The sequence below is a fragment of the Clostridium acetireducens DSM 10703 genome, assembly GCF_001758365.1.
Lineage (GTDB): Bacteria > Bacillota > Clostridia > Clostridiales > Clostridiaceae > Clostridium_C > Clostridium_C acetireducens.
Genome location: NZ_LZFO01000001.1, coordinates 30,990 through 55,333 on the forward strand (window position 1 = coordinate 30,990; position 24,344 = coordinate 55,333).

Annotated in this window: 29 protein-coding genes; 26 read left to right on the forward strand and 3 right to left on the reverse strand. The window is 25.2% G+C overall.

Annotation, left to right across the window (positions count from 1 at the left end; translation table 11 throughout):
* Positions 1–50: 50 nt before the first annotated feature.
* Genes rsmD through CLOACE_RS00170 form a run of 3 tightly spaced genes read left to right on the forward strand, consistent with a single transcriptional unit; the run spans position 51 to position 1,650 of the window.
* The gene (gene rsmD, locus CLOACE_RS00160; RefSeq protein ID WP_070109020.1) at positions 51–608 is read left to right on the forward strand and encodes a 16S rRNA (guanine(966)-N(2))-methyltransferase RsmD; all 558 of its coding nucleotides are present in this window, start codon (positions 51–53) and stop codon (positions 606–608) included.
* Position 609: 1 nt separating this feature from the next.
* Positions 610–1,098 carry a pantetheine-phosphate adenylyltransferase gene (gene coaD, locus CLOACE_RS00165; RefSeq protein ID WP_070109021.1) on the forward strand — a complete coding sequence of 163 codons (489 nt, stop codon included), beginning with the start codon at positions 610–612 and terminating at the stop codon, positions 1,096–1,098.
* Between the two features lie 27 nt (positions 1,099–1,125).
* Positions 1,126–1,650 carry an ATPase gene (locus CLOACE_RS00170; RefSeq protein ID WP_070109022.1) on the forward strand — a complete coding sequence of 175 codons (525 nt, stop codon included), beginning with the start codon at positions 1,126–1,128 and terminating at the stop codon, positions 1,648–1,650.
* On the opposite strand, the gene ylbJ is transcribed toward CLOACE_RS00170, so the two are convergent.
* Both ylbJ and CLOACE_RS00180 read right to left on the reverse strand, forming a co-directional pair.
* Positions 1,633–2,790: a sporulation integral membrane protein YlbJ gene (gene ylbJ, locus CLOACE_RS00175; protein ID WP_070109023.1), complete on the reverse strand. Its 1,158-nt coding sequence runs from the start codon at positions 2,788–2,790 to the stop codon at positions 1,633–1,635. The two genes, CLOACE_RS00170 and ylbJ, sit on opposite strands and share 18 nt — an antisense overlap.
* Before the next feature lie 67 nt (positions 2,791–2,857).
* Positions 2,858–4,072, reverse strand: coding sequence for a nucleotidyltransferase (locus tag CLOACE_RS00180; RefSeq protein WP_070109024.1), 1,215 nt, complete (start codon positions 4,070–4,072; stop codon positions 2,858–2,860).
* Positions 4,073–4,272: 200 nt separating this feature from the next.
* On the opposite strand from CLOACE_RS00180, the gene CLOACE_RS00185 reads away from it, so the two are divergent.
* From CLOACE_RS00185 to CLOACE_RS00285, 21 genes are all read left to right on the forward strand, one after another.
* On the forward strand, positions 4,273–5,469 hold the full coding sequence (locus CLOACE_RS00185; protein WP_070109025.1) for an acetate/propionate family kinase: 1,197 nt from the start codon (positions 4,273–4,275) through the stop codon (positions 5,467–5,469).
* A 66-nt stretch (positions 5,470–5,535) separates the two neighbouring features.
* Entirely contained in the window at positions 5,536–6,027 is a 492-nt protein-coding gene (locus CLOACE_RS00190) for a YceD family protein (RefSeq protein ID WP_070109026.1), read from the forward strand.
* 21 nt (positions 6,028–6,048) lie between these two features.
* A complete protein-coding gene (gene rpmF / locus CLOACE_RS00195; RefSeq protein WP_070109027.1) occupies positions 6,049–6,231 on the forward strand; it encodes a 50S ribosomal protein L32 in 183 nt (60 codons plus the stop codon).
* 128 nt (positions 6,232–6,359) lie between these two features.
* Positions 6,360–7,367, forward strand: coding sequence for a phosphate acyltransferase PlsX (gene plsX, locus CLOACE_RS00200; RefSeq protein ID WP_070109116.1), 1,008 nt, complete (start codon positions 6,360–6,362; stop codon positions 7,365–7,367).
* Between the two features lie 106 nt (positions 7,368–7,473).
* Positions 7,474–7,719 (forward strand): acyl carrier protein, encoded by a 246-nt coding sequence (acpP, locus tag CLOACE_RS00205; protein ID WP_084027497.1) that lies wholly within the window; start codon positions 7,474–7,476, stop codon positions 7,717–7,719.
* A gap of 119 nt (positions 7,720–7,838) precedes the next feature.
* Entirely contained in the window at positions 7,839–8,534 is a 696-nt protein-coding gene (gene rnc / locus CLOACE_RS00210; protein WP_070109028.1) for a ribonuclease III, read from the forward strand.
* A gap of 1 nt (position 8,535) precedes the next feature.
* Entirely contained in the window at positions 8,536–9,630 is a 1,095-nt protein-coding gene (locus tag CLOACE_RS00215) for an elongator complex protein 3 (protein ID WP_070109029.1), read from the forward strand.
* A 63-nt stretch (positions 9,631–9,693) separates the two neighbouring features.
* Positions 9,694–9,954 carry a stage V sporulation protein S gene (locus tag CLOACE_RS00220; protein ID WP_070109030.1) on the forward strand — a complete coding sequence of 87 codons (261 nt, stop codon included), beginning with the start codon at positions 9,694–9,696 and terminating at the stop codon, positions 9,952–9,954.
* A gap of 165 nt (positions 9,955–10,119) precedes the next feature.
* Positions 10,120–10,215 (forward strand): DUF4044 domain-containing protein, encoded by a 96-nt coding sequence (locus CLOACE_RS00225; protein WP_101495350.1) that lies wholly within the window; start codon positions 10,120–10,122, stop codon positions 10,213–10,215.
* A gap of 15 nt (positions 10,216–10,230) precedes the next feature.
* Positions 10,231–13,785 (forward strand): chromosome segregation protein SMC, encoded by a 3,555-nt coding sequence (smc, locus tag CLOACE_RS00230; RefSeq protein ID WP_070109031.1) that lies wholly within the window; start codon positions 10,231–10,233, stop codon positions 13,783–13,785.
* A gap of 11 nt (positions 13,786–13,796) precedes the next feature.
* Positions 13,797–14,708: a signal recognition particle-docking protein FtsY gene (ftsY, locus tag CLOACE_RS00235; RefSeq protein WP_070109032.1), complete on the forward strand. Its 912-nt coding sequence runs from the start codon at positions 13,797–13,799 to the stop codon at positions 14,706–14,708.
* A 102-nt stretch (positions 14,709–14,810) separates the two neighbouring features.
* On the forward strand, positions 14,811–15,167 hold the full coding sequence (locus CLOACE_RS00240; protein WP_070109033.1) for a putative DNA-binding protein: 357 nt from the start codon (positions 14,811–14,813) through the stop codon (positions 15,165–15,167).
* Positions 15,168–15,177: 10 nt separating this feature from the next.
* Entirely contained in the window at positions 15,178–16,533 is a 1,356-nt protein-coding gene (ffh, locus tag CLOACE_RS00245) for a signal recognition particle protein (protein ID WP_070109034.1), read from the forward strand.
* Between the two features lie 34 nt (positions 16,534–16,567).
* Complete coding sequence (rpsP, locus tag CLOACE_RS00250; protein WP_070109035.1) at positions 16,568–16,807, forward strand: 30S ribosomal protein S16; 240 nt, start codon at positions 16,568–16,570, stop codon at positions 16,805–16,807.
* A gap of 36 nt (positions 16,808–16,843) precedes the next feature.
* Positions 16,844–17,071 carry a KH domain-containing protein gene (locus tag CLOACE_RS00255; RefSeq protein ID WP_070109036.1) on the forward strand — a complete coding sequence of 76 codons (228 nt, stop codon included), beginning with the start codon at positions 16,844–16,846 and terminating at the stop codon, positions 17,069–17,071.
* A gap of 42 nt (positions 17,072–17,113) precedes the next feature.
* A complete protein-coding gene (gene rimM / locus CLOACE_RS00260) occupies positions 17,114–17,614 on the forward strand; it encodes a ribosome maturation factor RimM (protein ID WP_070109037.1) in 501 nt (166 codons plus the stop codon).
* Positions 17,611–18,330, forward strand: coding sequence for a tRNA (guanosine(37)-N1)-methyltransferase TrmD (gene trmD / locus CLOACE_RS00265; RefSeq protein ID WP_175429415.1), 720 nt, complete (start codon positions 17,611–17,613; stop codon positions 18,328–18,330). The genes rimM and trmD overlap by 4 nt, the downstream gene beginning before the upstream one ends.
* A gap of 148 nt (positions 18,331–18,478) precedes the next feature.
* Positions 18,479–18,826, forward strand: coding sequence for a 50S ribosomal protein L19 (gene rplS, locus CLOACE_RS00270; protein ID WP_070109039.1), 348 nt, complete (start codon positions 18,479–18,481; stop codon positions 18,824–18,826).
* A gap of 51 nt (positions 18,827–18,877) precedes the next feature.
* Positions 18,878–19,405, forward strand: coding sequence for a signal peptidase I (gene lepB / locus CLOACE_RS00275; RefSeq protein WP_070109040.1), 528 nt, complete (start codon positions 18,878–18,880; stop codon positions 19,403–19,405).
* A gap of 15 nt (positions 19,406–19,420) precedes the next feature.
* On the forward strand, positions 19,421–20,269 hold the full coding sequence (ylqF, locus tag CLOACE_RS00280) for a ribosome biogenesis GTPase YlqF (protein ID WP_070109041.1): 849 nt from the start codon (positions 19,421–19,423) through the stop codon (positions 20,267–20,269).
* A gap of 19 nt (positions 20,270–20,288) precedes the next feature.
* Entirely contained in the window at positions 20,289–21,095 is an 807-nt protein-coding gene (locus CLOACE_RS00285) for a ribonuclease HII (RefSeq protein ID WP_070109042.1), read from the forward strand.
* A gap of 53 nt (positions 21,096–21,148) precedes the next feature.
* Here CLOACE_RS00285 and CLOACE_RS00290 read toward each other — a convergent pair whose 3' ends face one another.
* A complete protein-coding gene (locus tag CLOACE_RS00290) occupies positions 21,149–21,520 on the reverse strand; it encodes a YraN family protein (protein WP_070109043.1) in 372 nt (123 codons plus the stop codon).
* Between the two features lie 113 nt (positions 21,521–21,633).
* Between CLOACE_RS00290 and CLOACE_RS00295 the strand changes: the two genes are divergently transcribed.
* Together CLOACE_RS00295 and dprA are read left to right on the forward strand one after the other, a co-directional pair.
* Complete coding sequence (locus CLOACE_RS00295) at positions 21,634–23,160, forward strand: YifB family Mg chelatase-like AAA ATPase (protein ID WP_070109044.1); 1,527 nt, start codon at positions 21,634–21,636, stop codon at positions 23,158–23,160.
* A 59-nt stretch (positions 23,161–23,219) separates the two neighbouring features.
* On the forward strand, positions 23,220–24,302 hold the full coding sequence (gene dprA / locus CLOACE_RS00300) for a DNA-processing protein DprA (RefSeq protein ID WP_070109045.1): 1,083 nt from the start codon (positions 23,220–23,222) through the stop codon (positions 24,300–24,302).
* The last annotated feature ends 42 nt before the right edge of the window (positions 24,303–24,344 follow it).

The following is a 24,344-nucleotide window of genomic DNA, read 5'->3' on the forward strand; positions in this document are numbered from 1 at the left end:
AGAAAATAATTAGTGATAAATTTAGCATTATAAAGGAGGCAGGAGCAAAAATGAGAATAATTGCAGGTCTTGCTAAAGGGAGAAAACTTTTACCCCCAGAAGGAATGGAAACAAGACCTACATTAGATAGAGTAAAAGAATCTATATTTAATATTATTCAAACTAGAGTATATGATTCAACAGTATTGGATGTGTTTGCAGGCACTGGAAGCTTGGGATTGGAAGCAGCTAGTAGAGGAGCAAAAGAATGTTATTTAGTAGATAAAGGAACAAAAACATTTGAATTATTAAAAAAGAATGTTGAAAATTTAAAGTTTGAAAATATATGTAAGTGTTTAAATATGGATTCTTATGAAGCTTTAAAATATTTTCAAAACAATAATAAGATTTTTGATTTGATTTTTATAGATCCACCTTATTTAAAAGACATGATACCTCTAGCTATAGAAATGATTGACAAAGGGAATTTATTAGATGAAGAAGGTATAATTGTTACTAAAATAGATTCAAAAGAAGAATTATACAAAGGTACTGAAAATATAACATTAACCGATTATAGAAAATACGGAAATACAACTATTGTGTTTTATAAGCATAAGGAGGAATAAAATGAAAACGGCTGTTTATCCTGGGAGTTTTGACCCTATAACTAATGGACATTTAGATATAATAATAAGATCAGCTAAGATTTTTGATGAAGTAATAGTTGCAGTACTTGTAAATCCAGATAAAAAAGGACTATTTGATATAGAAGAAAGAGTAGAATTAATAAAAAAAGTTACTAATGGAATACATAATGTAAAGGTGGAAAGTTTTAGCGGTCTATTAGTAGATTTTATGAAAACAAAAGATGCTAATATTATAATTAAAGGAATAAGAACAGTATCAGATTTTGAATATGAATTTCAAATGTCAATAATGAATAAGAAATTAGATCCAACTATAGAAACTGTAGCTATGATGACTAATCCTAAGTATTCTTTTGTAAGTTCATCTTCTGTAAAACAGGTGGCTATTTTTGGTGGATGTATTAAAGGATTAGTTCCTGAAAACATAGAAAATAATATTATTTTAAGGGTAAATGAACAAAAAAGGTGATAAAAAGTAGTGAGGTAGGGAAAAGTAATGAGAGTAATAAAGTTAATAGAATACCTTGTAGATATAATAGAGACTTCTAATAAAGCACCTTTTAGCGGCAAAGTAAAAGTAAATAAAAAAGAAATTTTAAGTGTATTGGATCAAATAATTAATTCACTACCAGATGAACTTAAAAAAGCTCAATGGATTGTAGAAGAAAAAGATAGAATATTAAAGGATGCTATAAAAGAAGCGGAAATTATTAAAAATCAAAATATAGAAAAGTTAAGAAGAGAAATAGAAAATCATGATATTGCTAGGGAAGCGGTTACTAGAGCTGAGGAAATAGTTACCTCAGCTCAAAAGGATGCAAGTAATATAAGAAATGGTGCTAAAAATTATGCAGAAGAAGTAATAAATGAATTAGAAAAAGAAATAAATTCAAAAAGCAAAATAATAATTGAAAATTTTAAAAATCAAATGGATAGTTTGATTTATTCACTGGAAGAAGATTTTAATGAAACTTCTAAAATTTTAAAAAGTAATATAAATGATTTAAGAAATATGAAATAAATTTTTTATGTTATGTAGTATAAAAGGTAATACAATTAATATTAATAGCAAGTTTTGAAGCCAAGATATGCTTTTATAACTGGTATTTAAAGTTTGAATATATGAATTAAATATTCCAAAAGTATATAATAGCATAGTAGTAAAAGCACATATAAAACTTTGAATTAACTTTCTATAAGTATATTTTTTTATAGAAAAATTAAATTTATACGTAAAAGAATAAACTTGAGATATAATTGATATACCGCTAAAACCAATTAAAAAACTTATTATTATTAGTTTATAATATGTGTTTATGTAATTTAAAGATATTATATTACAGCCGTTTGTTATTTCTATTAATCCTAAAGAAAAACCCTCAATTGCTTCTTTAGGTATATTTAATAGTAAACTAATATTATTTACTAGTGTATTAAATAAAAAATTATTTTTTATTATTGTATTTAATACTGAAAAAATAGTTATAAATCCACCTATAGATAAACATGTCTTTATAGAATTTTCAATACTATCCTTCAATATATTTCCTATGTTTTTATTAACAGACACTTTATTTGTAAAATTTTTATTTATTGTACTTGTAATCTTACTTGGAAGAATTAAACCCATTATTATACAAGATATATAGTTAGAAATAAGCAATAAATATCCTAAGTAAGGATTTTGAAGCATAGAAGTACCTACTGCACCAACAATAAATAATGGACTAGCATTTGATGCTATGTTCAATAGCCTTTCAGTAGTGTTAAAGTCTATAATTCCTTTTTCATATAAATCACAGCAATATTTTGCACCAAGAGGATATCCGCATAAGGCACTTATAATTAATACGAAGCTACATTCTTTAGGCAATCTTAAGGGTTTACAAAGTATACTACCCAAAAGTTTAGAATATATAGAAATACCATCATAAGAAATTATTATATTTGAAATTATTAAAAATGGGAATAAAGAGGGAAATACTTTATTAAAAAATATCTTTATTCCATTTAATGTAGAGTTTATACATATTTCAGGATTAAGTATAAAGTACAATAAAGATAATGAAAATAGTATAGTTATAAGTATGTTTTTCTTTTTAAATAAAAAGAATATAATGCAAAATATTGAAATACACAACAAAAATATTAATATTATCAATTATGTTTCTCCTAATATTGCTTTAATAAATTTATATTAATGTAGTAGGTAATTTATTCTATATTATTTATATAATTATAGGACTAGTTAAATAATCACTATTGGGATTAATAGCATTGTTTATTAAACTATACATTTTTGTAGATTGTATATCTAAATTTAAAATGTCATTTTTTTCTTTTGGAAGTTTAGTGTATAAAGGAATTTGGCTTTTATTTTTTATATTTTTTAAAATAGTAGCACCTGTATTATTAAAACCTAATATTCTAGCATAAGGACAGGAAAATTTTCTTAATTCACTAGTATTGTATAAGTCAAATCCTAAAAAAAACTGACAAAGTATCCTACTTATACGAGTAAAAGTATATCTTTTACTTTTTATTGACTTTATTAAATTTTCATAAGATGAACAGTTATCTAAAAATTTGTATATTCTATTGTCTAAGCCTTCTGATATGTCAGGTAAATTTTTCAAACTATTTATTGAATTGTAGTATTTATATTTTATATAAGGAATCATTGAATCTTCAAAACAAAATTTATAACTAGAATTAATTAAATTATTAAATATAGTAAATTCGTTATTAGGTATATAATTTTTTATTTCGTTGAGATTATTATTGTATTTTAAAAAATTTCTTATAGCAGAGGCACTGCAAAATTCTTTGGTAAAGTTTAAACTATTATAATTACTACCTATCCTTTTTATAGAAAAGGGAACTATATTGTTTCCAAGCTTTATTATATTTTTACAATATTCAATTCCTAATATATTATTAGGAGAATTTAGTATAGTGTCTAAATTTATATTTGATTTTTTTATATTATTAAAATAATAAATTAATGCTTTATTTCTGCAGTAAGGATAAGAAAATCCTTTATTTAAATTTTTTTTAAGGGTTTCTTTGAAAATTTCAGGTTCTTCTATTAGTATTTCAGATATTTCTTTTAAAATATTAATATTTTCAATTTCGCTTCCGAAGCATATATTATTTACTACATTTAAATTTTGTAATAAACTTATGGCACCTTGGGCAAAAAATTCAGCAGAAGATAAACTATATAAAGCTGGCAATTCTATTACAAGGTCTATACCGTTTAAAAGAGCTATTTTAGTTTTAGTCCATTTATCTATTATAGAAGGTATTCCTCTTTGTGTAAAATTACCACTTATTACAGCAATTATACCATCTGCTTTTGTGACTTTTTTTGATTTATTTATATGGTATAAATGACCATTATGAAAAGGATTATATTCAACTATTAAACCTGTAATATTCATTTTATCCTCCATTTTGTAAAAAGTATTTTTTTTATAAATTTAATGATATAATATGTCTATATTATACTACATACTACCATATTGTTTCTTTTTTAAAAGTATATATTCAAATGTGTTATATAAATTTTTAGCAATTGGTTAAACTAGGTATATAAGATTTTAAATTTAAAAAATATAGTAATATTGAAAGGAGAATACATATGAAAATACTTGTTATAAATTGTGGGAGTTCATCTTTAAAGTACCAATTGATAAATATGAAAAATGAGGAGGTAATGGCTAAGGGGCTTGTAGAAAGAATAGGTATAGAAGGTTCTGTACTAACTCAAAAAATAAATGATAGTAAATATGAAATTAAGCAGTATATGAAAGATCATAAAGAAGCAATAAAATTAGTTGTAGAAGCACTTACTCATGAAGAATATGGAGTTATAAAAAATATGAATGAAATATCTGCTGTAGGACATAGAGTTGTACATGCAGGAGAAAAATATTCAAGTTCAGTTTTGATAAATGAAGATGTTATAAAAGTTTTAGAACAGTGTGTAAAATTAGCACCTCTACATAATCCAGCAAATATAGTTGGAATTAATGTTTGTAGAGAATTAATTCCTAATATTCCTATGGTAGCTGTATTTGATACAGCTTTTCATCAAACTTTGCCAGATTATGCTTATATATATCCTTTACCATATGAGTTATATACTAAATATGCTATAAGAAAATATGGATTTCATGGAACATCTCATAAATATGTTTCTGATGTAGCAGCACAAATGTTAGGTAAAAATAAAAAAGATTTAAAAATAATAACTTGTCATTTAGGGAATGGAGCTAGTTTGTGTGCAATAGATAAGGGAAAATCCGTAGATACTAGTATGGGTTTTACACCTCTTGAAGGATTAGCTATGGGAACTAGATGTGGTGATATAGATTCAGCTATAATTCCATTTTTAATGAAAACAGGTGAATTAACAATAGATAATGTGGATAATTTATTAAACAAAGAATCTGGGGTTTTAGGTATATCAGGAGTAAGCAGTGACTTTAGAGATATAGAAGAAGCAGCTAGTAGAGGAAATAAAAGAGCAGAACTTGCTTTAGAAGTATTTTGTTATAGAGTTAAAAAGTTTATAGGAGCTTATATAGCGGCAATGGGAGGCGTAGACTGTATAGTATTTACGGCAGGTCTTGGTGAAAATTCTCCAGAAACAAGAGAAAAAGTGTGCGAGAATTTAGAGTTTATGGGGATTAATGTAGATAAGGAAAAAAATAAAATTAGAGGAAAAGCTATGGATATTAGTTCAAAAGAATCAAGGGTAAAAGTATTTGTAATTCCTACTAATGAAGAACTTATGATAGCTAAAGAAACTAAGACAATTGTTGAAATAAAATAAAAAACTTGACTTTTAATCTTCATATTTATATAATAAATCGTGTCTAATGTATAGAGGTGAAGCATTATGAAAATAGATGTACAGGATTTAGTACAAGAAAAAGTATTGAAAAAGGATATTGATTTAGAATTAAAAAAAGATATTCTTTTTGACGGTAGTGAAAATATAAAATTTTTAGACACTATAAAATTAAAGGGCTCCGTAAGTAAAATGGGAAATTTACTACATTTAGAAGCAAAAATTAATACTAATGTAGAATTAAGTTGTTCAAGGTGTCTTAGCAAATTTCCTTATAAAATAGATTTAAATATTGTAGAAGAGTTCTCAAATTGTAAAAAGTGTGAAGATGAAGATGTCATCTCAATAGAATGTGATGAGATAGATATCGCTGAAGTAATTATGAATAACATAATAATGGCTTTACCAATTAAGAGACTTTGTAAAGAAAATTGTAAGGGATTGTGCCAGCAGTGTGGTACAAATTTAAATTATTCTAAATGTAATTGTAAAGATGATGATGTAGACCCAAGGTTGGCCCAATTAAAAGATTTCTTTTAAAGAATTAAGGAGGTGTTTACTGTGGCAAATCCAAAGAGAAAAACTTCTAAATCAAAAAGAGATTCAAGAAGAGCTCAAACTTTTAAATTAACTTTACCTGGAGTAGTTGAATGTCCTCAATGTCATGAACCCAAGCTTGCTCATAGAGTTTGTAAGGTTTGTGGATATTATAAAGGTAAGGAAGTTATTTCAAATGAAAATTAATTTCTAAAGAAAGTCATATGACTTTCTTTTATTTTTAATTTAAATATTGCATTTGGTAATATTTTGGTATATACTTTTGAAGTGAATTTGTAATTATTTAAATTTAGAAGGGAAGTGAGTTCCTTTTGATTACAGTAGCAGTTGACGGAATGGGAGGAGATTTTGCTCCAGATGCAGTAATAGATGGATGTATACAAGCAATTAATGAAAGTAATAATTTAAGTATTATATTAACAGGTCCAGAAAAAGTACTAAAATACAAATTAAGCAAATATAAATATAATAAAGATAGAATTGAAGTATTAGATGCAGAAGAAGTTATAAATACTAATGAGCCTCCAGTTATGGCTGTTAGAAGAAAAAAAAATTCTAGCTTAGTAAAAGCCTTAAATTGTGTAAAAGATGGAAAAGCTCAAGCAATAGTTTCTGCAGGAAGCACAGGAGCTTTAATGGCAGGAGCTACTTTTATAATAGGAAGAATAAAGGGCATAGATAGAGTAGCATTAGCTCCAGTAATGCCTGGAAAAGATGGAGTATTTATGGTAATAGATTCAGGAGCAAATGTAGATTGCAAGTCTTCTTATTTAGTTCAATTTGCATTAATGGGCAAAATATATTTTGAAAATATATTAAAAATAACAAATCCAACTGTAGGGTTAGTTAATATAGGAGTTGAAGAAGAAAAAGGTAATGAATTAACAAAAGAAGTGTATAAATTATTAAAAGATTCAAATTTTAATTTTGTAGGGAATATAGAACCTAGAGATGTTGTAAATGGAGATGTAAATATATTAGTATGTGATGGCTTTATTGGAAATACTATATTAAAAATGTATGAAGGTGTAGCTTCTAATATTTTTCAAATGTTAAAACAAGAAATAATGTGTTCTTTTAAAACAAAAGTAGGTGGAGTGCTATTAAAGCCTGTTTTTAATAAATTTAAAAAGAAATTTGATTATGCAGAGTATGGCGGATCAGCTTTTTTAGGAGCTAAAGGCATATGCATAAAAGCTCATGGAAGTTCTAATGCTAAGGCATTTAAAAATGCTATAAAACAGGCAATTAATTGTTATGAAAATAAAATTATAGATAATATAGTAGAGGAATTAAGCAAAATAAATAATAATAAAATATAAAATGGTAATAATAAAAAAATAATGATTTTATAACTTATATTGACTAAAAAAAATTAATGTAATATTATTTATTTAGAATAATGCATTATTTTAGGAGGTGAAATCCATGGCTGAAAATAGTATATTAGAAAAAATAAAGGGAATAATAGCAGAGCAATTAGGTCTAGAAATTGAAGAAATAAATATGGATTCTTCTTTTGTTGATGATTTAGGTGCTGATTCTCTTGATATAGTAGAATTAATAATGGCTTTAGAAACTGAGTATGATTTAGAAATTCCAGATGAAGAAGCTGAAAAAATATCAACAGTAGGAGATGTAGTTGAATACATAAAAAATCATACTGAAGAATAAAAATTAAGTCCCGTTATAAATTTACGGGACTTTTAAATTTAAAATAGTATGAGTTTATTATTGAAAGTATTTATTTAAAAGTACTTTGAATAATAAACTCTTTAAAGGGAGTAGTGAGTATGAAATACAGGTATATTATACTTAAACAGTTAGAATATAAATTGAATTTAAAATTTAATAACATAGAGCTTTTAGATATTGCACTTACTCATAGTTCTTTTGCTAATCAAAAGAAACATGTACAATTTAATGAAAGATTAGAGTTTTTAGGAGATTCTGTTTTGCAACTATGTATATCAGAATTATTATTTAAAAAATATAAAGATAAATCAGAAGGTGAACTTACTAAATTAAGATCTTTAATTGTTTGTGAAACTTCTTTGTATAATATATCTTTAAAATGGAATCTAGGAGAATATATTAATATGAGTAAAGGAGAAGAATTAACAGGTGGAAGAGAAAGAGTATCCATATTAGCAGATTGTGTAGAAGCAATTATTGCAGCTATATACTTAGATGAAGGATATGAAGCTGCTAAAAAATTTATTGTTTACAATTTTAATAATATAATAGAAAAAGCAGAGAAAAATGAAATAGTATTTGATTATAAAACAAAGTTGCAAGAAACATTACAAGAAAATGGTGATGCATATATACAGTATAATTTATCAAAATTTGAAGGACCACCGCATAGGAGAAAGTTTTATATACAAGTAATAGCCAATAAAGATGTAATAGGATATGGATGTGGATTTAGTAAAAAAGAAGCAGAGCAAAATGCTGCTAAAAAAGCTTTAGAAATTTTGGAGGATTAATATGGGAAAAACACATTATATAATACCAATATTTGTACCTCATGAGGGATGCCCTCATAATTGTGTATTTTGCAATCAAAATTCAATAACAGGAAATGAAAATAAAGTAGATAAATATTACACTAAGAATATTATAGAAGAATATTTAGATACTATAAAAAACAAAGATGCTACAATAGAAGTTTCTTTTTTTGGAGGAACTTTTACGGCTATAGATATAAATAGACAAAAAGAGCTATTATCTGTAGCTAAAGAATATAAAGATAAAGGCTATGTTGATTATATACATATGTCTACTAGACCAGATTATATTAACCATGAAATACTTCAAAATCTTAAGGATTATTCTGTAGATATAATAGAGTTAGGTATTCAATCTTTAGATGAAGAAGTGTTATTAAAATCTGGAAGGGGGCATACAATAGAAGATGTGGAGATAGCATCTAATTTAATAAAAAAATATGGATTTACTTTGGGGCATCAAATTATGCTAGGACTTCCAGGAGATAATTTTAAAAAGGATATAGAAACAGCTAAAAAAGTTATAAAAATAAAACCTAATATATGTAGGATATATCCTGCTTTAGTAGTGAAAAATACACCTATGGAAGATATGTATTATAATAATTTATATACACCTTATTCATTAAAAAAAGCCATTGAAATAACAAAAATAGTATATCAAATGTTTTTAGCTAATAACATAAAAGTAATTAGAATAGGTCTTCAACCTACAGAAGAAATAAACATAGGAAAAGATTTAGTAGCTGGACCTTTTCATCCTGCTTTTAGAGAATTAGTAGAAGGAAGTATTATAAATGATGTAGTAAAAGAAAAAATAAAAGAAGAATTTACGAAAAGTGAGCATGTTATACTAGAGGTTAATCCCAAAGATATATCTAAATTATATGCTAATAAAAAAGAGTTTTTTAATGAAGTTAAGAAAGAATTAGTTTTAAAAAATATTAAAGTAATACAAAAAAACCATGTAGATAAATTTAATATTATTATAAAAGATGAAAATAAATTTGTTAATATAGATATTTATGATTATACTAAAAGTAAATATATAAAAGGATATTCAAAGGCTTTATAGAAATAGTTTTATAGTAGGGAATTATATACAGCCAATATAAAGTAAAAAAGGGAGGATTTATTTATGGAAATATTAAAAGTATCAGCTAAATCTCAACCAAAATCAGTAGCGGGGGCTTTAGCAGCAACTTTAAGGGAAAATTCTGCTGCTGAAATTCAGGCAGTAGGAGCAGGTGCTGTTAATCAAGCTGTTAAAGCTATAGCAATATCAAGAGGATTTGTGGCACCAAATGGAATAGATTTAATAGTTATTCCTGCTTTTTCAGATGTAAATATAGAAGGAGAGAATAGAACAGCTATAAAGTTTATTGTTGAACCAAGATAAATTTAGAAAAGTTTTAAAACCGTGCTATAAAAACACGGTTTTAATTTTGTCTAAAAATTTAACTAGTACATGAAAAGAGCGTTATTTTAATTGATATTTTTTTATATATAATATAAACTATTATTAGTTATTTCCATGCATATTTAGATTAAAGGAGAGATTGCTATGAAGAAAAAAACAAGAGATAAAATGATGAAAATATTGATAATATTTTTAGTTATAATGTTTATAGCAGGATTATTGCCAATGATATTTATTTAACTAGGAGTGTAATATATGTTCTTAAAATCTATTGAACTAAGAGGATTTAAATCTTTTGCAGATAAAATAGAACTAACATTTGATAAAGGTGTTACAGCTATAGTAGGTCCTAATGGAAGTGGAAAAAGTAATGTAATAGATGCAGTAATGTGGGTTTTAGGGGAACAAAGTATTAAAAACTTACGAGGAAATAAAATGGAAGATGTTATATTTGCTGGAACCCAATACAGAAAATCTTTAGGAATGGCAGAGGTATCATTAATATTAGATAATGCTGATAAAAAGCTTCCTTTAGAATATTCTGATATAAAAATAACAAGAAAAGTATATAGATCAGGTGAAAGTGACTATTATATAAATAATACCAAATGCAGATTAAAAGAAATACAGGAATTATTAATGGATACTGGATTGGGAAAAGCAGGTTATTCTATAATAGGTCAAGGAAAAATAGATGCTATATTAAGCGGTAAACCAGAAGATAGAAGATCTGTACTTGAAGAAGCTGCTGGTATAGTAAAGTTTAAGTTGAGAAAAGAAGAAGGAGAAAAAAAGCTTCAAACTACAGAACAAAATTTAATAAGGATACAAGATATATTAAATACTTATGAAGAGAGGCTAAATCCTTTAAAAATAGAAAGTGAAAAGGCAAAAAAGTTTATTCACTTATCTGAAATGTTAAATTCTAAAGATATAAATATAATACTTTATAGTATAGACAATATAGAAAAGCAAATACAAAAATGCAAAAGTACAATAAATATATTAGAAAATGAAAAAGAAAAACTATTAGAACAAAAAAATAATTATGCTAGTAAATTAAATAATTATAATGATGATTTATATAAATTAGAAAAAAAAATAGAAGTATTAAAGCAAAGTTACTATGATAATAAAAGTAATTATGAAAAAACTATTTCAGAGATAGAATTTTTAAAAGATAAAGTTAAATATACATTAGAAAATATAAATAAATATAATAAATTAATAAAGGAACAAAATGATAAAATAATAAAATTAAAAAGAATTAAATTAGATGAAGAAAATAAAGTTAAGGAAATTATAGATTTAAATTTAAAAACTAAAGAATATATAAATTTTTATGAAGATAAATTTAATAATATTAATTTAAATATAGAAAATGAAGAAAATTCATTAAAGTATTTAAAAGAAGATCAAATAGAATTTTTAAGTAATGTATCTGATGTAAAAAATAAAATAAATATAATAGAGAATGAAATAGAAAGTTTAAAATGTAAAAGAGAAGAAACTTCTAATTATGTAAAGGATAGTAGTGAATTTTTAAAATTAAAATTAAATGAAAAAGAAAATGCAAAAACACAAATTGATAGTTTGTTAAAGCATATAGAACAATATGAAATTATTATAAATAAGAATGAAAATAAAATTTTAAATATTAAAAATAAAATAAAAGAAAATGATGTAAAATTAAAAAATGAAAATTACTTTTTAAATAAGTTAGAAACAAATAAAGGTATACTTTTAAATTTGGAAAAACATTATGAGGGATATAGCAAAACATCTAAAAAATTAGTAGAACATTTAAATAATAATAAAATACCTAATTTTATAGGAAAGTGTTTTTTATTAGGAGAATCAATAAACGTAAACAAGGATTTAGAAATAGCTATAGAAATTGCTTTAGGTGGAAGTATTTCTAATATTATAACTTTAAATGATAATATTGCTAAAAGATTAATAGAATATCTAAAGTTAAATAAATTAGGAAGAACTACTTTTTTACCTCTTAATATAATAAAAGGAAAAAAAATAAATATACCTAAATATTTAAAAAGTACCCAAGGATTTATTGGATTGGCTAGTGAATTAATACAATATGATGATAATATAAAAAATGCAATAGAATATGTTTTAGGAAGAACTATAATAGTAGATAATATAGATAATGCACTAGAAATAGCCAAAAAAATAAATTATAATTATAAAATTGTAACTTTATCTGGGGAAATAGTAAATGCAGGAGGAGCTTTAACAGGAGGAAGTTTATCTAAAAAAAATTTTAATATAATAGGCAGAAAAAGAAAAATTAAAGATATAGATGAAAGTATTTATAAAACAAAGGAAAGTATAAATAAAATAAGTCATAATAATAATTTTTTAAATAATAATATAGATATCTTGGAAAAAGAAAATATAAATAATAAAAACCAAATGCAAATTAAAAGTATACAAATGGCAAAGTTTGAAAATAAAATAAATCTTTTAAAAGAAGAAGTGGAAAAATTAAATAAAAGCATATACATATCTAATAATGAAATTAAATTAATTGAATATAAGCTTTTAAATAGCAATACTGAACTAAAAGAAAAACAGGAATTATTAAGTAATGTTCATAATTGTCAATATAAAAACATTGACAAAATAAACCATATAGAAAAAAATTTAATTGTAAAAAGAAAAGATTTAGAGGATATACGAAAAAAATTAACAGATTTTAAAATTAAAAAAGCTGAAATTAAAGAAAGTAATTTAAATAAAAGAAAAAGAATAGAACAATTAAATTTAGAAATTGAAGAATTAAGTAAAAATATTGTATATTTAAATGAAGATTTAAAAAAACTTTATGATAATAAGGAAAGTATACAAGAAAAAATAGAATGTAATGAAGTTAATAAAGAAAAAATTAGTCATGATTTAAAAGAATTAGAGCAGTATATAGAAAAGTGTAATGTTAGAAAAATTGAATTAAATAGTATAATAGGCACTATTAAAAGTAAATTAGAAGATATAAACAATGTACTTCAAAAAAAAGATAAAGAACTTCATAAATATGATATTGTACTTACAAAGTATAATTCAGAAGTTAAATCTTTATTTTTAAAATTAAAAGAAGATATAGGAATAAATTATGAAGAGTCTTTAAAATATAAGGAGAATATTGAAAATATTGAAAAATACAAAAAACAGGCTAATTATTTAAAAAATGAAATAAAATCTTTAGGAATTGTAAATGTAGGTGCTGTAGAAGAATATAGAGAATTAAAAGAAAAGTTTATGTTTATGAACTCACAAAAGCAAGATTTGGTTAGAGCTAAGGAAGAACTAGAAAAAGTCATATTGGAAATGACAAAAAAGATGAAAAATATATTTAATAATAATTTTAATAAATTAAAACTATTATTTAATGAAACTTTTAAAGAATTATTTAATGGAGGAAGTGCAGATTTAATATTGTGTGGGGAGGATGAACTTAAAAGTAAAATAGAAATTAATGCTCAGCCCCCAGGAAAAAAGCTTCAAAATATTAATTTAATGTCTGGAGGAGAAAAAGGACTAGCGGCTATAGCACTACTTTTTGCTATACTTAAAATGAAACCTACTCCTTTTTGTATGTTAGATGAAATAGAGGCTTCACTAGATGATATAAATGTATCTAGATATGCTAGTTTTTTAAGAAAATTTTCATCAAAAATTCAATTTATAGTAATTACTCATAGAAAAGGAACTATGGAAGTTAGTGACAATATTTATGGTGTCACTATGGAAGAAAAAGGAATATCTAAAGTAGTTTCTATTAATTTAAGTTAGGAGGAATAGCAGTGTTTGGAGAATTTTTTAATAAATTAAAGGAAGGGTTAACAAAAACAAAAGATAATTTTACAGATAAAGTAAGTGATATATTAGGAACAGCTATTAAAATAGATGATGATTTATATGAAGAATTAGAAGAAATATTAATCACAGCAGATATTGGAGTAGACACTTCTTTATATATAATAGATAAGTTAAAAGAAAAAATAAATGAGAAAAAAATAAAAGATCCTAATGAAATTAAGCCTTGCTTAAAAGAAGTAATAGTAGATTTACTTGGAGATAGTAAAGAAAGTATTAAACCAGAAAAAACTCCAAAGATTATGTTAGTTATTGGAGTGAATGGTGTTGGTAAAACCACTTCTATAGGAAAAGTAGCTTATAAATTAAAAGATGATGGATATAAAGTTCTTTTAGCAGCAGCAGATACTTTTAGAGCAGCTGCTATAGATCAATTAGAAGTTTGGAGTAAAAGAGCAGCAGTAGATTTAGTGAAGCATCAAGAAGGTTCTGATCCGGCAGCAGTAGTTTATGATGGAATACAAGCAGCAAAAGCAAGAAAAGTAGATGTATTAATATGTGATACTGCCGGCAGATTACATAATAAAAAAAATTTAATGAATGAACTAGGAAAAATAAATAAAGTAATAGATAGAGAGTTTAAAGAATCAGAAAAAGAAACGCTTTTAGTATTAGATGCTACTACAGGTCAAAATGCTGTAGAGCAAGCTAAACAATTTATGGAGGTTTGTGATTTAAATGGCATAATACTTACTAAACTAGACGGAACAGCTAAGGGAGGAGTAATTATTTCTATAAAGCATCAACTTAATGTTCCAGTTAAATTAATAGGTATAGGGGAAGGTGTAGATGACTTACAAGAGTTTAATGCTAAGGAATTTGTTGAAGCGTTATTTTAATAATAGGTGTTAAGTAAAAATACTTGACAGCCAATATTTTTTCTGATATTATAGAATTCGTTAAAAACATATATAATATAATTTAGTAAACGGGGAATTTTTATGGAAGACAGAATTATAATAAGTGTTTTATTAGATTTTTATGGGGAACTTTTAACATCAAAGCAAAAAAATATAATGACTTTATATTATAATGAAGATTTATCGCTTTCAGAGATATCAGAACATACTAAAACAACAAGGCAAGCTATTTATGATATTATTAAGCGATGTAATAAACTTTTATTTAATTATGAATCTAAATTAAAGTTAATGAGCAAAAATAAGAAATTAAAAGAAATAAAGAGTGAATTAATTGATTATATATTCAGTTTAGAAGAAAAAATAAAAAAAGAAGATTTTAAAGACACATTTAATTTATTAAATAATATGAAAAGAAAAATAATAGAAAATTTATAGGAGGAGTATCATGGCTTTTGAAGGATTAGCTTCTAAACTTCAAGAAACTATAAAGAAACTTAGGGGAAAAGGAAAACTTAGTGAAAAAGACATTAAGCAAGCTATGAGAGAAGTAAAGTTAGCTTTATTAGAAGCAGATGTAAATTACAAGATAGTTAAAAACTTTACAAAAAACGTAAGTGAAAAATGCTTAGGAAATGAAGTGTTAAATAGTTTAACACCAGGACAGCAAGTTATTAAAATAGTTAATGAAGAACTTACAGAACTAATGGGAAGTAAGGAAAGTGAAATAGATTTTTCTCAAAATAGTATTACTGTTATTATGCTTGTAGGATTGCAAGGTGCAGGAAAAACTACTATGGCAGGAAAACTTGCATTGCATCTTAGAAAAAATAAAAATAAGAAACCTTTATTAGTAGCATGTGATGTGTACAGACCAGCAGCAATAAAGCAATTGCAAGTAGTTGGAAGCCAAATAAATATACCTGTATTTAATATGGGTGATAAGGCTAGTCCTGTGGATATATCTAAAGCAGCTATAGAGCATGCTAAAAAAAATGATTTAAATACAGTAATAATTGATACAGCAGGAAGACTTCATGTAGATGAGGAATTAATGGGTGAGTTAATTGATATTAAGGATTCAGTAAATCCTAATGAGATTCTTTTAGTAGTAGATTCTATGACAGGACAAGATGCTGTTAATGTATCTGAAAATTTTAATAGTAAATTAGATATATCAGGAGTAATTTTAACTAAATTAGATGGTGACACAAGAGGAGGAGCAGCTTTATCTATAAAATCTATCACTGGAAAACCTATAAAATTTGCAGGTATAGGTGAAAAGATGAGTGATTTAGAAGTATTTCATCCAGACAGAATGGCATCTAGAATATTGGGAATGGGTGATGTACTATCACTAATAGAAAAAGCTCAACAATCCATAGATGCAGAAAAAGCAAAAGAACTTGGAAGTAAAATGTTAAATCAAGAATTTAACTTTGAAGATTTTTTAACATCTATGCAACAGATGAAAAAATTAGGTCCATTAAATAAATTGATAGAAATGATTCCAGGTATGTCTACAAAAGAATTAAAAAATGTTGATTTAAGTCAAGGTGAAAAGGAATTATCTAGAATAGAAGCTATAATCAATTCTATGACTTTAAAAGAGAGAAGAAATTCTTCTTTGGTAAGCAGTTCACCTTCTAGAAAAAAAAGAATAGCTAAAGGTTCAGGAACTACTATACAGCAAGTAAATAAGCTACTTAAAGATTTTGAATCTATGAAAAAAATGATGAAGCAAATGAAAGGCATGCAAAAGTCTTTTAATAAAAAAGGGTTATTTGGAAAATTTCCATTTTAATACATTAATTCAACATTAAAAGGAGGTGACATAGATGGCAGTTAAAATAAGATTAAGAAGAATGGGTAAAAAGAAAGCTCCATTTTATAGAGTAATTGTAGCAGATTCAAGAGCTCCAAGAGATGGTAAGTTTATAGAAGAAATAGGTTACTATGACCCAACTACAGAACCTGTTACTGTAAAAATAGATGAAGAAAAAGCAGATAAATGGGTTAAAAATGGTGCTCAACCAACAGATGTAGTTAAGAAACTTTTTTCTAAAGTAGGACTATAGAAAAAGTTTTTAAAGTAATCACTGGGGGTGTAGTAAATGAAAGAATTACTTGAAGTTATAGCTAAGTCATTAGTAGATAATCCAGATATGGTTCATGTTAATGAAGTTAGCGGAGAGCAGTCAATAATTCTTGAACTTAAGGTTGCACCAGAAGATATGGGTAAAGTTATAGGAAAACAAGGAAGAATAGCTAAAGCTATAAGAACTGTTGTAAAAGCAGCGGCAATAAAGGAAAATAAAAGAGTTGTTGTAGAGATAATATAAAGGAGTTAGGCCTTACCTAACTCTTTTTTAATAGAAAGGGTAATGAAAGTGAGTAAAAAAAAGTATTTAAGTGTAGGTCAAATAATTAATACACACGGTATTAAAGGAGAAGTAAAAGTATATCCATTAACTGATGATATAAATAGATTTAAAAAATTAAAAAGAATATACATAGATGGCATAGAAATGAATGTGTTAGAGTGCAAAATTCAAAATAAAAAAGTTATATTAAAAATAGAAGGTATAGATACAGTAGAAAAAGCAAATAAGCATAGAAATAAATATATAGAAGTAGCTAGAGAAGATGCTGTAAAACTGCCAGAAAGTAGTTATTATATAGCAGATATAATAGGTTGCAATGTATTAGATGAAAATGGTTTTGAATTCGGAAAAGTATACGATGTAATAAAAACAGGAAGCAACGATGTATATTGGGTTAAAGGAAAAAAAGAAGTGTTAATACCTGCCTTAAAAAGTGTTGTGGTTAAAATAGATATAGAAAGGGAAGAAATAATAATAAAGCCTTTAGAAGTATGGCAATAAATATAAATATATTAACTTTATTTCCTGAAATGTTTGAAATTTTTAACCACAGTATAATAGGTAGAGCTAAAAATAAAGGTATTATAAATATAACTACATTTAATATTAGAGATTTTACTGACGATAAGCATAAAAAAGTAGATGATTATCCTTATGGAGGTGGAGCTGGAATGGTTATGAAAGCTCAACCTATAGTAGATTGTATAAAACATGTAAAAAAGAATAAAGATGTTAAAGTTATTTTTTTAGGACCTAGGGGGAAAACTTTTAATCAAGATTTAGCTAAAAATTTATCCAAAGAAAAAGAAATTATATTTCTATGTGGGCATTATGAAGGAATAGATGAAAGAATATATAAATATATAGATATGGAAATATCTTTAGGAGACTTTGTGCTTACTGGTGGAGAAATGGCATGTATACCTGTTGTAGATTGTATATGCAGAATGGTGCCAGGAGTATTATCAAGCAGTGAAAGTTATACAGAAGAATCTTTTTATAATGGATTATTAGAATATCCTCAGTATACTCGTCCTAAATATTTTGAAGGAGAAAATGTGCCAGAAGTTTTATTATCTGGACATCATGAAAATATAAGAAAATGGAGAAGAGCGCAGTCTTTAAAAATTACAAGAAAAAAACGTCCAGATTTATTTAAAAATATAAAATTAACGAAGGAAGATATAAAATTATTAAGGGATAATATTAAAAATTAATATGTAAATAATTTAGAAATAACAATTTACATATTGAAAAACTATATTCTGTATGATAAAATAAATTTTGTGCTAGTACGGGCGGTCCTCTATCTGTATATATATTTACTGGATAAGAACGTCAAATAAATTTAAGGAGTGAATGCACATGTTAGATGTAATAAAAGCAATAGAAGCTGATCAAATTAGAACTGACTTACCAAACTTTAAAGCAGGTGATACTGTAAAAGTTCACGTAAAAATTAAAGAAAAAGACAGAGAAAGAATACAAGTATTTGAAGGTACTGTAATTAAAAGACAAAATGGAGGATTAAGAGAAACTTTCACTGTAAGAAGAATATCTTATGGCGTTGGCGTAGAAAGAACATTCCCTGTAAATGCTCCTATAATCGATAAAATTGAAGTAACAAGAAGAGGTAAAGTAAGAAGAGCTAAACTATTCTACTTAAGAGATAGAATTGGTAAGGCAGCAAAAGTAAAAGAAATGATAAGATAAAAAATGGGGCTTTAATAAGTCCCTTTTTTGTTATAAGAGGCGGTGTTATATTTGTTAAAAGAATTAATAGAATTAGGGAAGGCTATAATAATATCTATTATAGCAGCTTTTTTAATTATGACTTTTGTTTTTGAAACTGTAAGTGTAGATGGACATTCAATGGATCCAACTTTGCAACATAAAAATAGACTTATTGTAGAAAAAGTGTCTTATTATTTTAGAGAACCTAAACCAGAAGATATTGTAGTAATAAAATATCCAGGAGATCCTAGAGAGAAGTTTATTAAAAGAGTTGTAGCAGTAGGTGGAGATAAGGTTAGAATTGAAGATGGAAAATTGTATGTAAATAATATAGCAAAGGAAGAACCATATATTCTTGAAACTATGGATAGTCAAATAGATGATAATTTTCAAAATGATGTAGAGATACCAAAAGGAACTATATTTGTTATGGGAGATAACAGAAATAATAGTATGGATAGTAGGTATCCAGATGTAGGATTTGTAAAATTAAAAATGGTAGTAGGGAGAGCAGCTTTTAGGATATTTCCTTTTAGCAGTTTTGGTAAAATAAATTAAGAAAGGAAGATATTCATGGCAATTCAATGGTTTCCAGGTCATATGGCAAAAACTAGAAGAGAAATAAAAGAAAACTTAAAGTTAGTAGATGCCATAATAGAGATAAGAGATGCTAGAATAGTAAAATCTAGTGCTAATCCAGAAATAAATGAAATTTGTGCTAATAAGCCAAGAATAATATTGTTAAATAAAAGTGATTTAAGTGAAGAAAAAATAACTAATCAATGGATACAATTTTTATCAAGAAATGATATTAAAGCAATACCTGGTAATAGTTTAACTGGGGAAGGATTAAAAGGAATAAAAATCACATTAAATGAATTATTAAAAGAAAAGCACAATAGACTTAAAAGTAAAGGGCTTAAAAATATTATAGACAGGGTTATGGTAGTAGGTATACCTAATGTAGGTAAATCTTCTTTTATAAATAAATTAGCTAAAAATAACATAGCTAAAACAGGAAATAAACCTGGTGTAACAAAAAACAAGCAATGGATTAAAACTAAAATAGGTATAGAACTTATGGATACGCCGGGAGTTTTATGGCCAAAGTTTAAAGATGAAAAAGTAGGGCTAAATTTAGCATTTACTGGTGCAATTAAAGATGAAATTATGGATATAGAAGAATTAGCACTAAAACTTATAGAAGTTTTGCAATTATACTATCCTAGTAATTTAATTAATAGATATAATTTAAAAGAATTAAGTGAAAGTGCTATAGACAATATGGATAGCATAGCAAAAAAAAGAGGATGTATAATTTCTGGTGGAAATATAGATTATAATAGAGTTTCTATAATGATATTAGATGAATTTAGATCTGGCAAACTAGGAAAAATATCTTTAGAAAGACCAGAAAAATAAATTGAGAAAAGAGATAAAAATGAATATTGATAATTTTAATATTAGTGAAATGACTTGTAAGGATATAAAAGTACTAGTGGATAGTATAGATTATAATTTAATAAATGAAAAAGATTTATTATACTTAATAAAAGTAATGAACAATGATAGTAGAAAAAATGTAAAAAATTTAAGCTTAGCTTTACATAAAAGATTTCACAAACATGAAAAAGAATTACAAAGAGTAAAAGATATGTACTATTTTGATGAAAGATTTCAACCCTATGTTTATTTAGCAGGTGCAGATGAAGTAGGGAGAGGACCTTTAGCAGGTCCAATTGTAGCTGCGGCTGTAATATTAAGACATAGTTGTAATGAAGATTTGATATTAAATATAAAAGATTCAAAAAAACTTTCTTCAAAAGTTAGAGAAGAGTTAAATTATATTATATTAAATAAGGCTGTTAGTTATAGCTTAGCTATTATAAATAATGATGTTATTGATGAAAAAGGAATAAGTTGGGCAAATAATGAAGTGCTTAAAAGAGCATGTTTAGGTCTTAAAATTAAACCAGATATAGTTTTATCCGATGGATATATTGTTAAAAATTTAAATATAAGAAATGAATTTATTTTAAAAGGTGATGCTAGAAGTGCCAGTATAGCTTCAGCTTCCATAATAGCAAAAGTATATAGAGATAATTTAATGAAGGAATATAGTAAAATATATCCTGAATATAGCTTTGAAAAAAATGTAGGCTATGGAACAAAGGAACATATTGAAGCTATAAAAAAGTATGGATATTGTAAAATACATAGATTAAGTTTTTTAAAAAATATATTATAAGAATTTACTTTAAGATAATATAATAGTTATCTTAAAGTAAATTCTTATTTATTTTAATTAATTTGAAAAGCATTTTTTATAAGATTTATAGAGTAGTTATCTGTATTTTTATTTAATATTATTTCTATAACATCAAATCTAAACTTATTTTTAAATAACTTTTTCTTTAATATATAAAATTGAGCAGTTTTATATATTTTTTTTATTTTATTATATTTTATACATTCACAAGGGTGACCATAATATAGAGAGTATCTACTTTTTACTTCTATAAAAGTTATATAATCTTTATCTAATGCAATAATATCTATTTCCCCTATTTTACATTTAAAGTTTCTATCTAATATAATATAGCCACATTTTTTTAAATAATTTTCTGCCAAGTTTTCTCCGAAATTTCCTACATATTTATTAAATTTATGCATAATATTATTCCTCCTATTTTATATTCTATTTATATAATTATTAACAAAAAAGTGTTTTCAATACAGTTTATAAATTTAATATGTGTCAATAATTAGTTATGAGGTGATTTGCATTGGCAGTAAAAATAAATACAGCTTCATATGTTGGAATAAAAGGAAACATTGTTACAGTAGAAGTAGATATATGTAATGGATTACCAAGTTTTAATATAGTGGGATTAGCTAATACAGCTATTAAAGAATCAAAAGAAAGGGTAAGAGCAGCTATAGTAAACTCTGGATTTGAATTTCCAGTAAGTAAAATAACAGTTAATTTAGCACCAGCAGATTTAAAAAAAGATGGATCTTTATTTGATCTACCTGTAGCTATAGGGATATTATTAGCCACTGAACAAGTATATTTTAAAGATGTAGAAAAGTATTTGTTAATGGGGGAACTTTCATTAAATGGTGAATTAAAAAAGATACAAGGAGCATTGCCTTTAATAATTGAAGGTATAGAAAATAATATAAATAATTTTATTGTTCCTTTAGAAAATGTAAAAGAGTGTTCTAGTGTTAAGAAAGCAAATATATATCCTCTAAATAATTTAAAACAAGTTATTAATTACATAACATACAGGGATTTAATGCCCTATGAATTTGAGGAAGTTTCATATGAAAAGCTCAATTATAATGTAGATTTTAAAGATGTAGTAGGGCAAGAAAGTTGTAAAAGAGCTATAGAAATAGCTGCTGCAGGTAATCATAATATATTAATGTTTGGACCTCCAGGTTCAGGGAAAACTATGATAGCAGAAAGAATACCAACCATACTTCCAAAATTAAATTATAAGGAAGCTTTAGAAGTTACTAAAATTTATAGTGTATCTGGTAATTTAGATAAAGAATTAGGATTAATCTATTGTAGACCTTTTAGGAATCCTCATCATACTATTTCCAAAATATCTTTAGTAGGGGGAGGAAATAAATTGATGCCAGGAGAAATTTCTTTAGCTCATAATGGAATTTTATTTTTAGATGAAATACTTGAGTTTAAAAAAAATGTATTAGAGGTGTTAAGACAACCTTTAGAAAGTAAACAAATAAAGATATCTAGAATGAATGGCACGGTATGCTATCCTGCAAATTTTATGTTAGTAGGTGCTATGAATCCTTGTCCCTGTGGTTTTTACCTAAGTAAAACCTCAAAAGAGTGTACTTGTTCTGATTATGATATAAAAAGATATTTAGCTAAATTATCTGGTCCTTTATTAGATAGAATAGATGTATTTACATTTGTAAATTCATTATCTTATAAAGAGATAAATAGCAAAATTAGTAGTGAAAGTTCAGAAAACATGAGAAAAAGAGTAGAAAAAGCTAGAAAATTGCAGCTTAATAGATTTGAAAAAGAAAATATATATTACAATTCAGATATGAATGGGAAATTAATAAAAAAGTACTGCGAATTAGATGATACTAGCAATAAATTGTTAGAAAAAATTTATACTAAATTTGGACTTAGTAATAGAGCTTATACTAGAATATTAAAATTAGCAAGAACTATAGCAGATTTAAATGAAAATAAAAATATATTAAAACAAGATATAATAGAAGCTTTGCAATATAGAAAATTTATTAATAATAAAATAGTATAGTTTTATATACATATTTATTATTATGTAAATATAATAAAATGTTAATTAAGGAGAAAAAAATGAATAAGTATGATATATGGTTTAGTTTATTGAAATTACCTAACAAGGAAAAATTGTATTTACTTAAATATTTTAATTCTACAGAAAATATATGGTATGATATTATAAATAGAGATAAAGATAGTATAATAGATGGTAAAATTAAATTATATTTAAAAAATTCTTGGGAAAAAGAAAAAATAGATAATATGTATCAATATTGTATGGATAATAATATAAAACTAGTAAAACTTAATGATAAAAATTATCCGGAAAAACTAAAACATTATGACAGTTCCCCAAGTATATTATTTTATAAAGGTGATATAACTAAAATAAATAAAAATAAAAATGTAGCCATAGTTGGAGCAAGAAGATGTTCAATATACGGTAAAAATATATGTAGCATTATAAGTGAAGAACTTAGTAAAAATAATATTAATATAATAAGTGGTTTAGCCAAAGGTATAGATTGCATATCTCATAAAGTCTGTCTATCAAAAGAAGGATATACCTGTGCCATATTAGGATCAGGCATAGATATTATATATCCTAAAGAAAATAAATATCTATATAATGAAATTTGTGAAAAAGGCTGTGTTATATCGGAGTTTCCATTAGGCACAAAACCTTTAAAACGCAATTTCCCTATGAGAAATAGAATAATAAGTGGTATTAGTGATATTGTAATAGTAGTTGAGGCAGGAGAAAAAAGTGGATCACTAATAACAGCTGATTTTGCTCTAGATCAAGGAAAAGATGTTATGTCTGTGCCAGGGTCATTATTTTCTAGTAAAAGTAAAGGAACAAATAAATTAATAAAAGAAGGTGCTTACCCTGTAACTTCTATAAAAGATATTTTTGAACTGTTAAATTATGAATATACAGATAAATCTATTAATAAAGATAATATAGAAATTAATAGTTTAGAAAAAAAGATATATTCTTTAATTGATTACAGTCCCATACATATTGATGATATTATTACACAAAGTAAGGTTGACATAAAACAATTATATGAGTTATTATTTGAATTGCAGTTTAAAAATTTAGTAACTTGTATAAGTGGAAATTATTATGTTAGAATAAAAAAAACTATTTAAAATAGTATATAAGGTTATTTTTTAACAATCCAACAGAGGGGG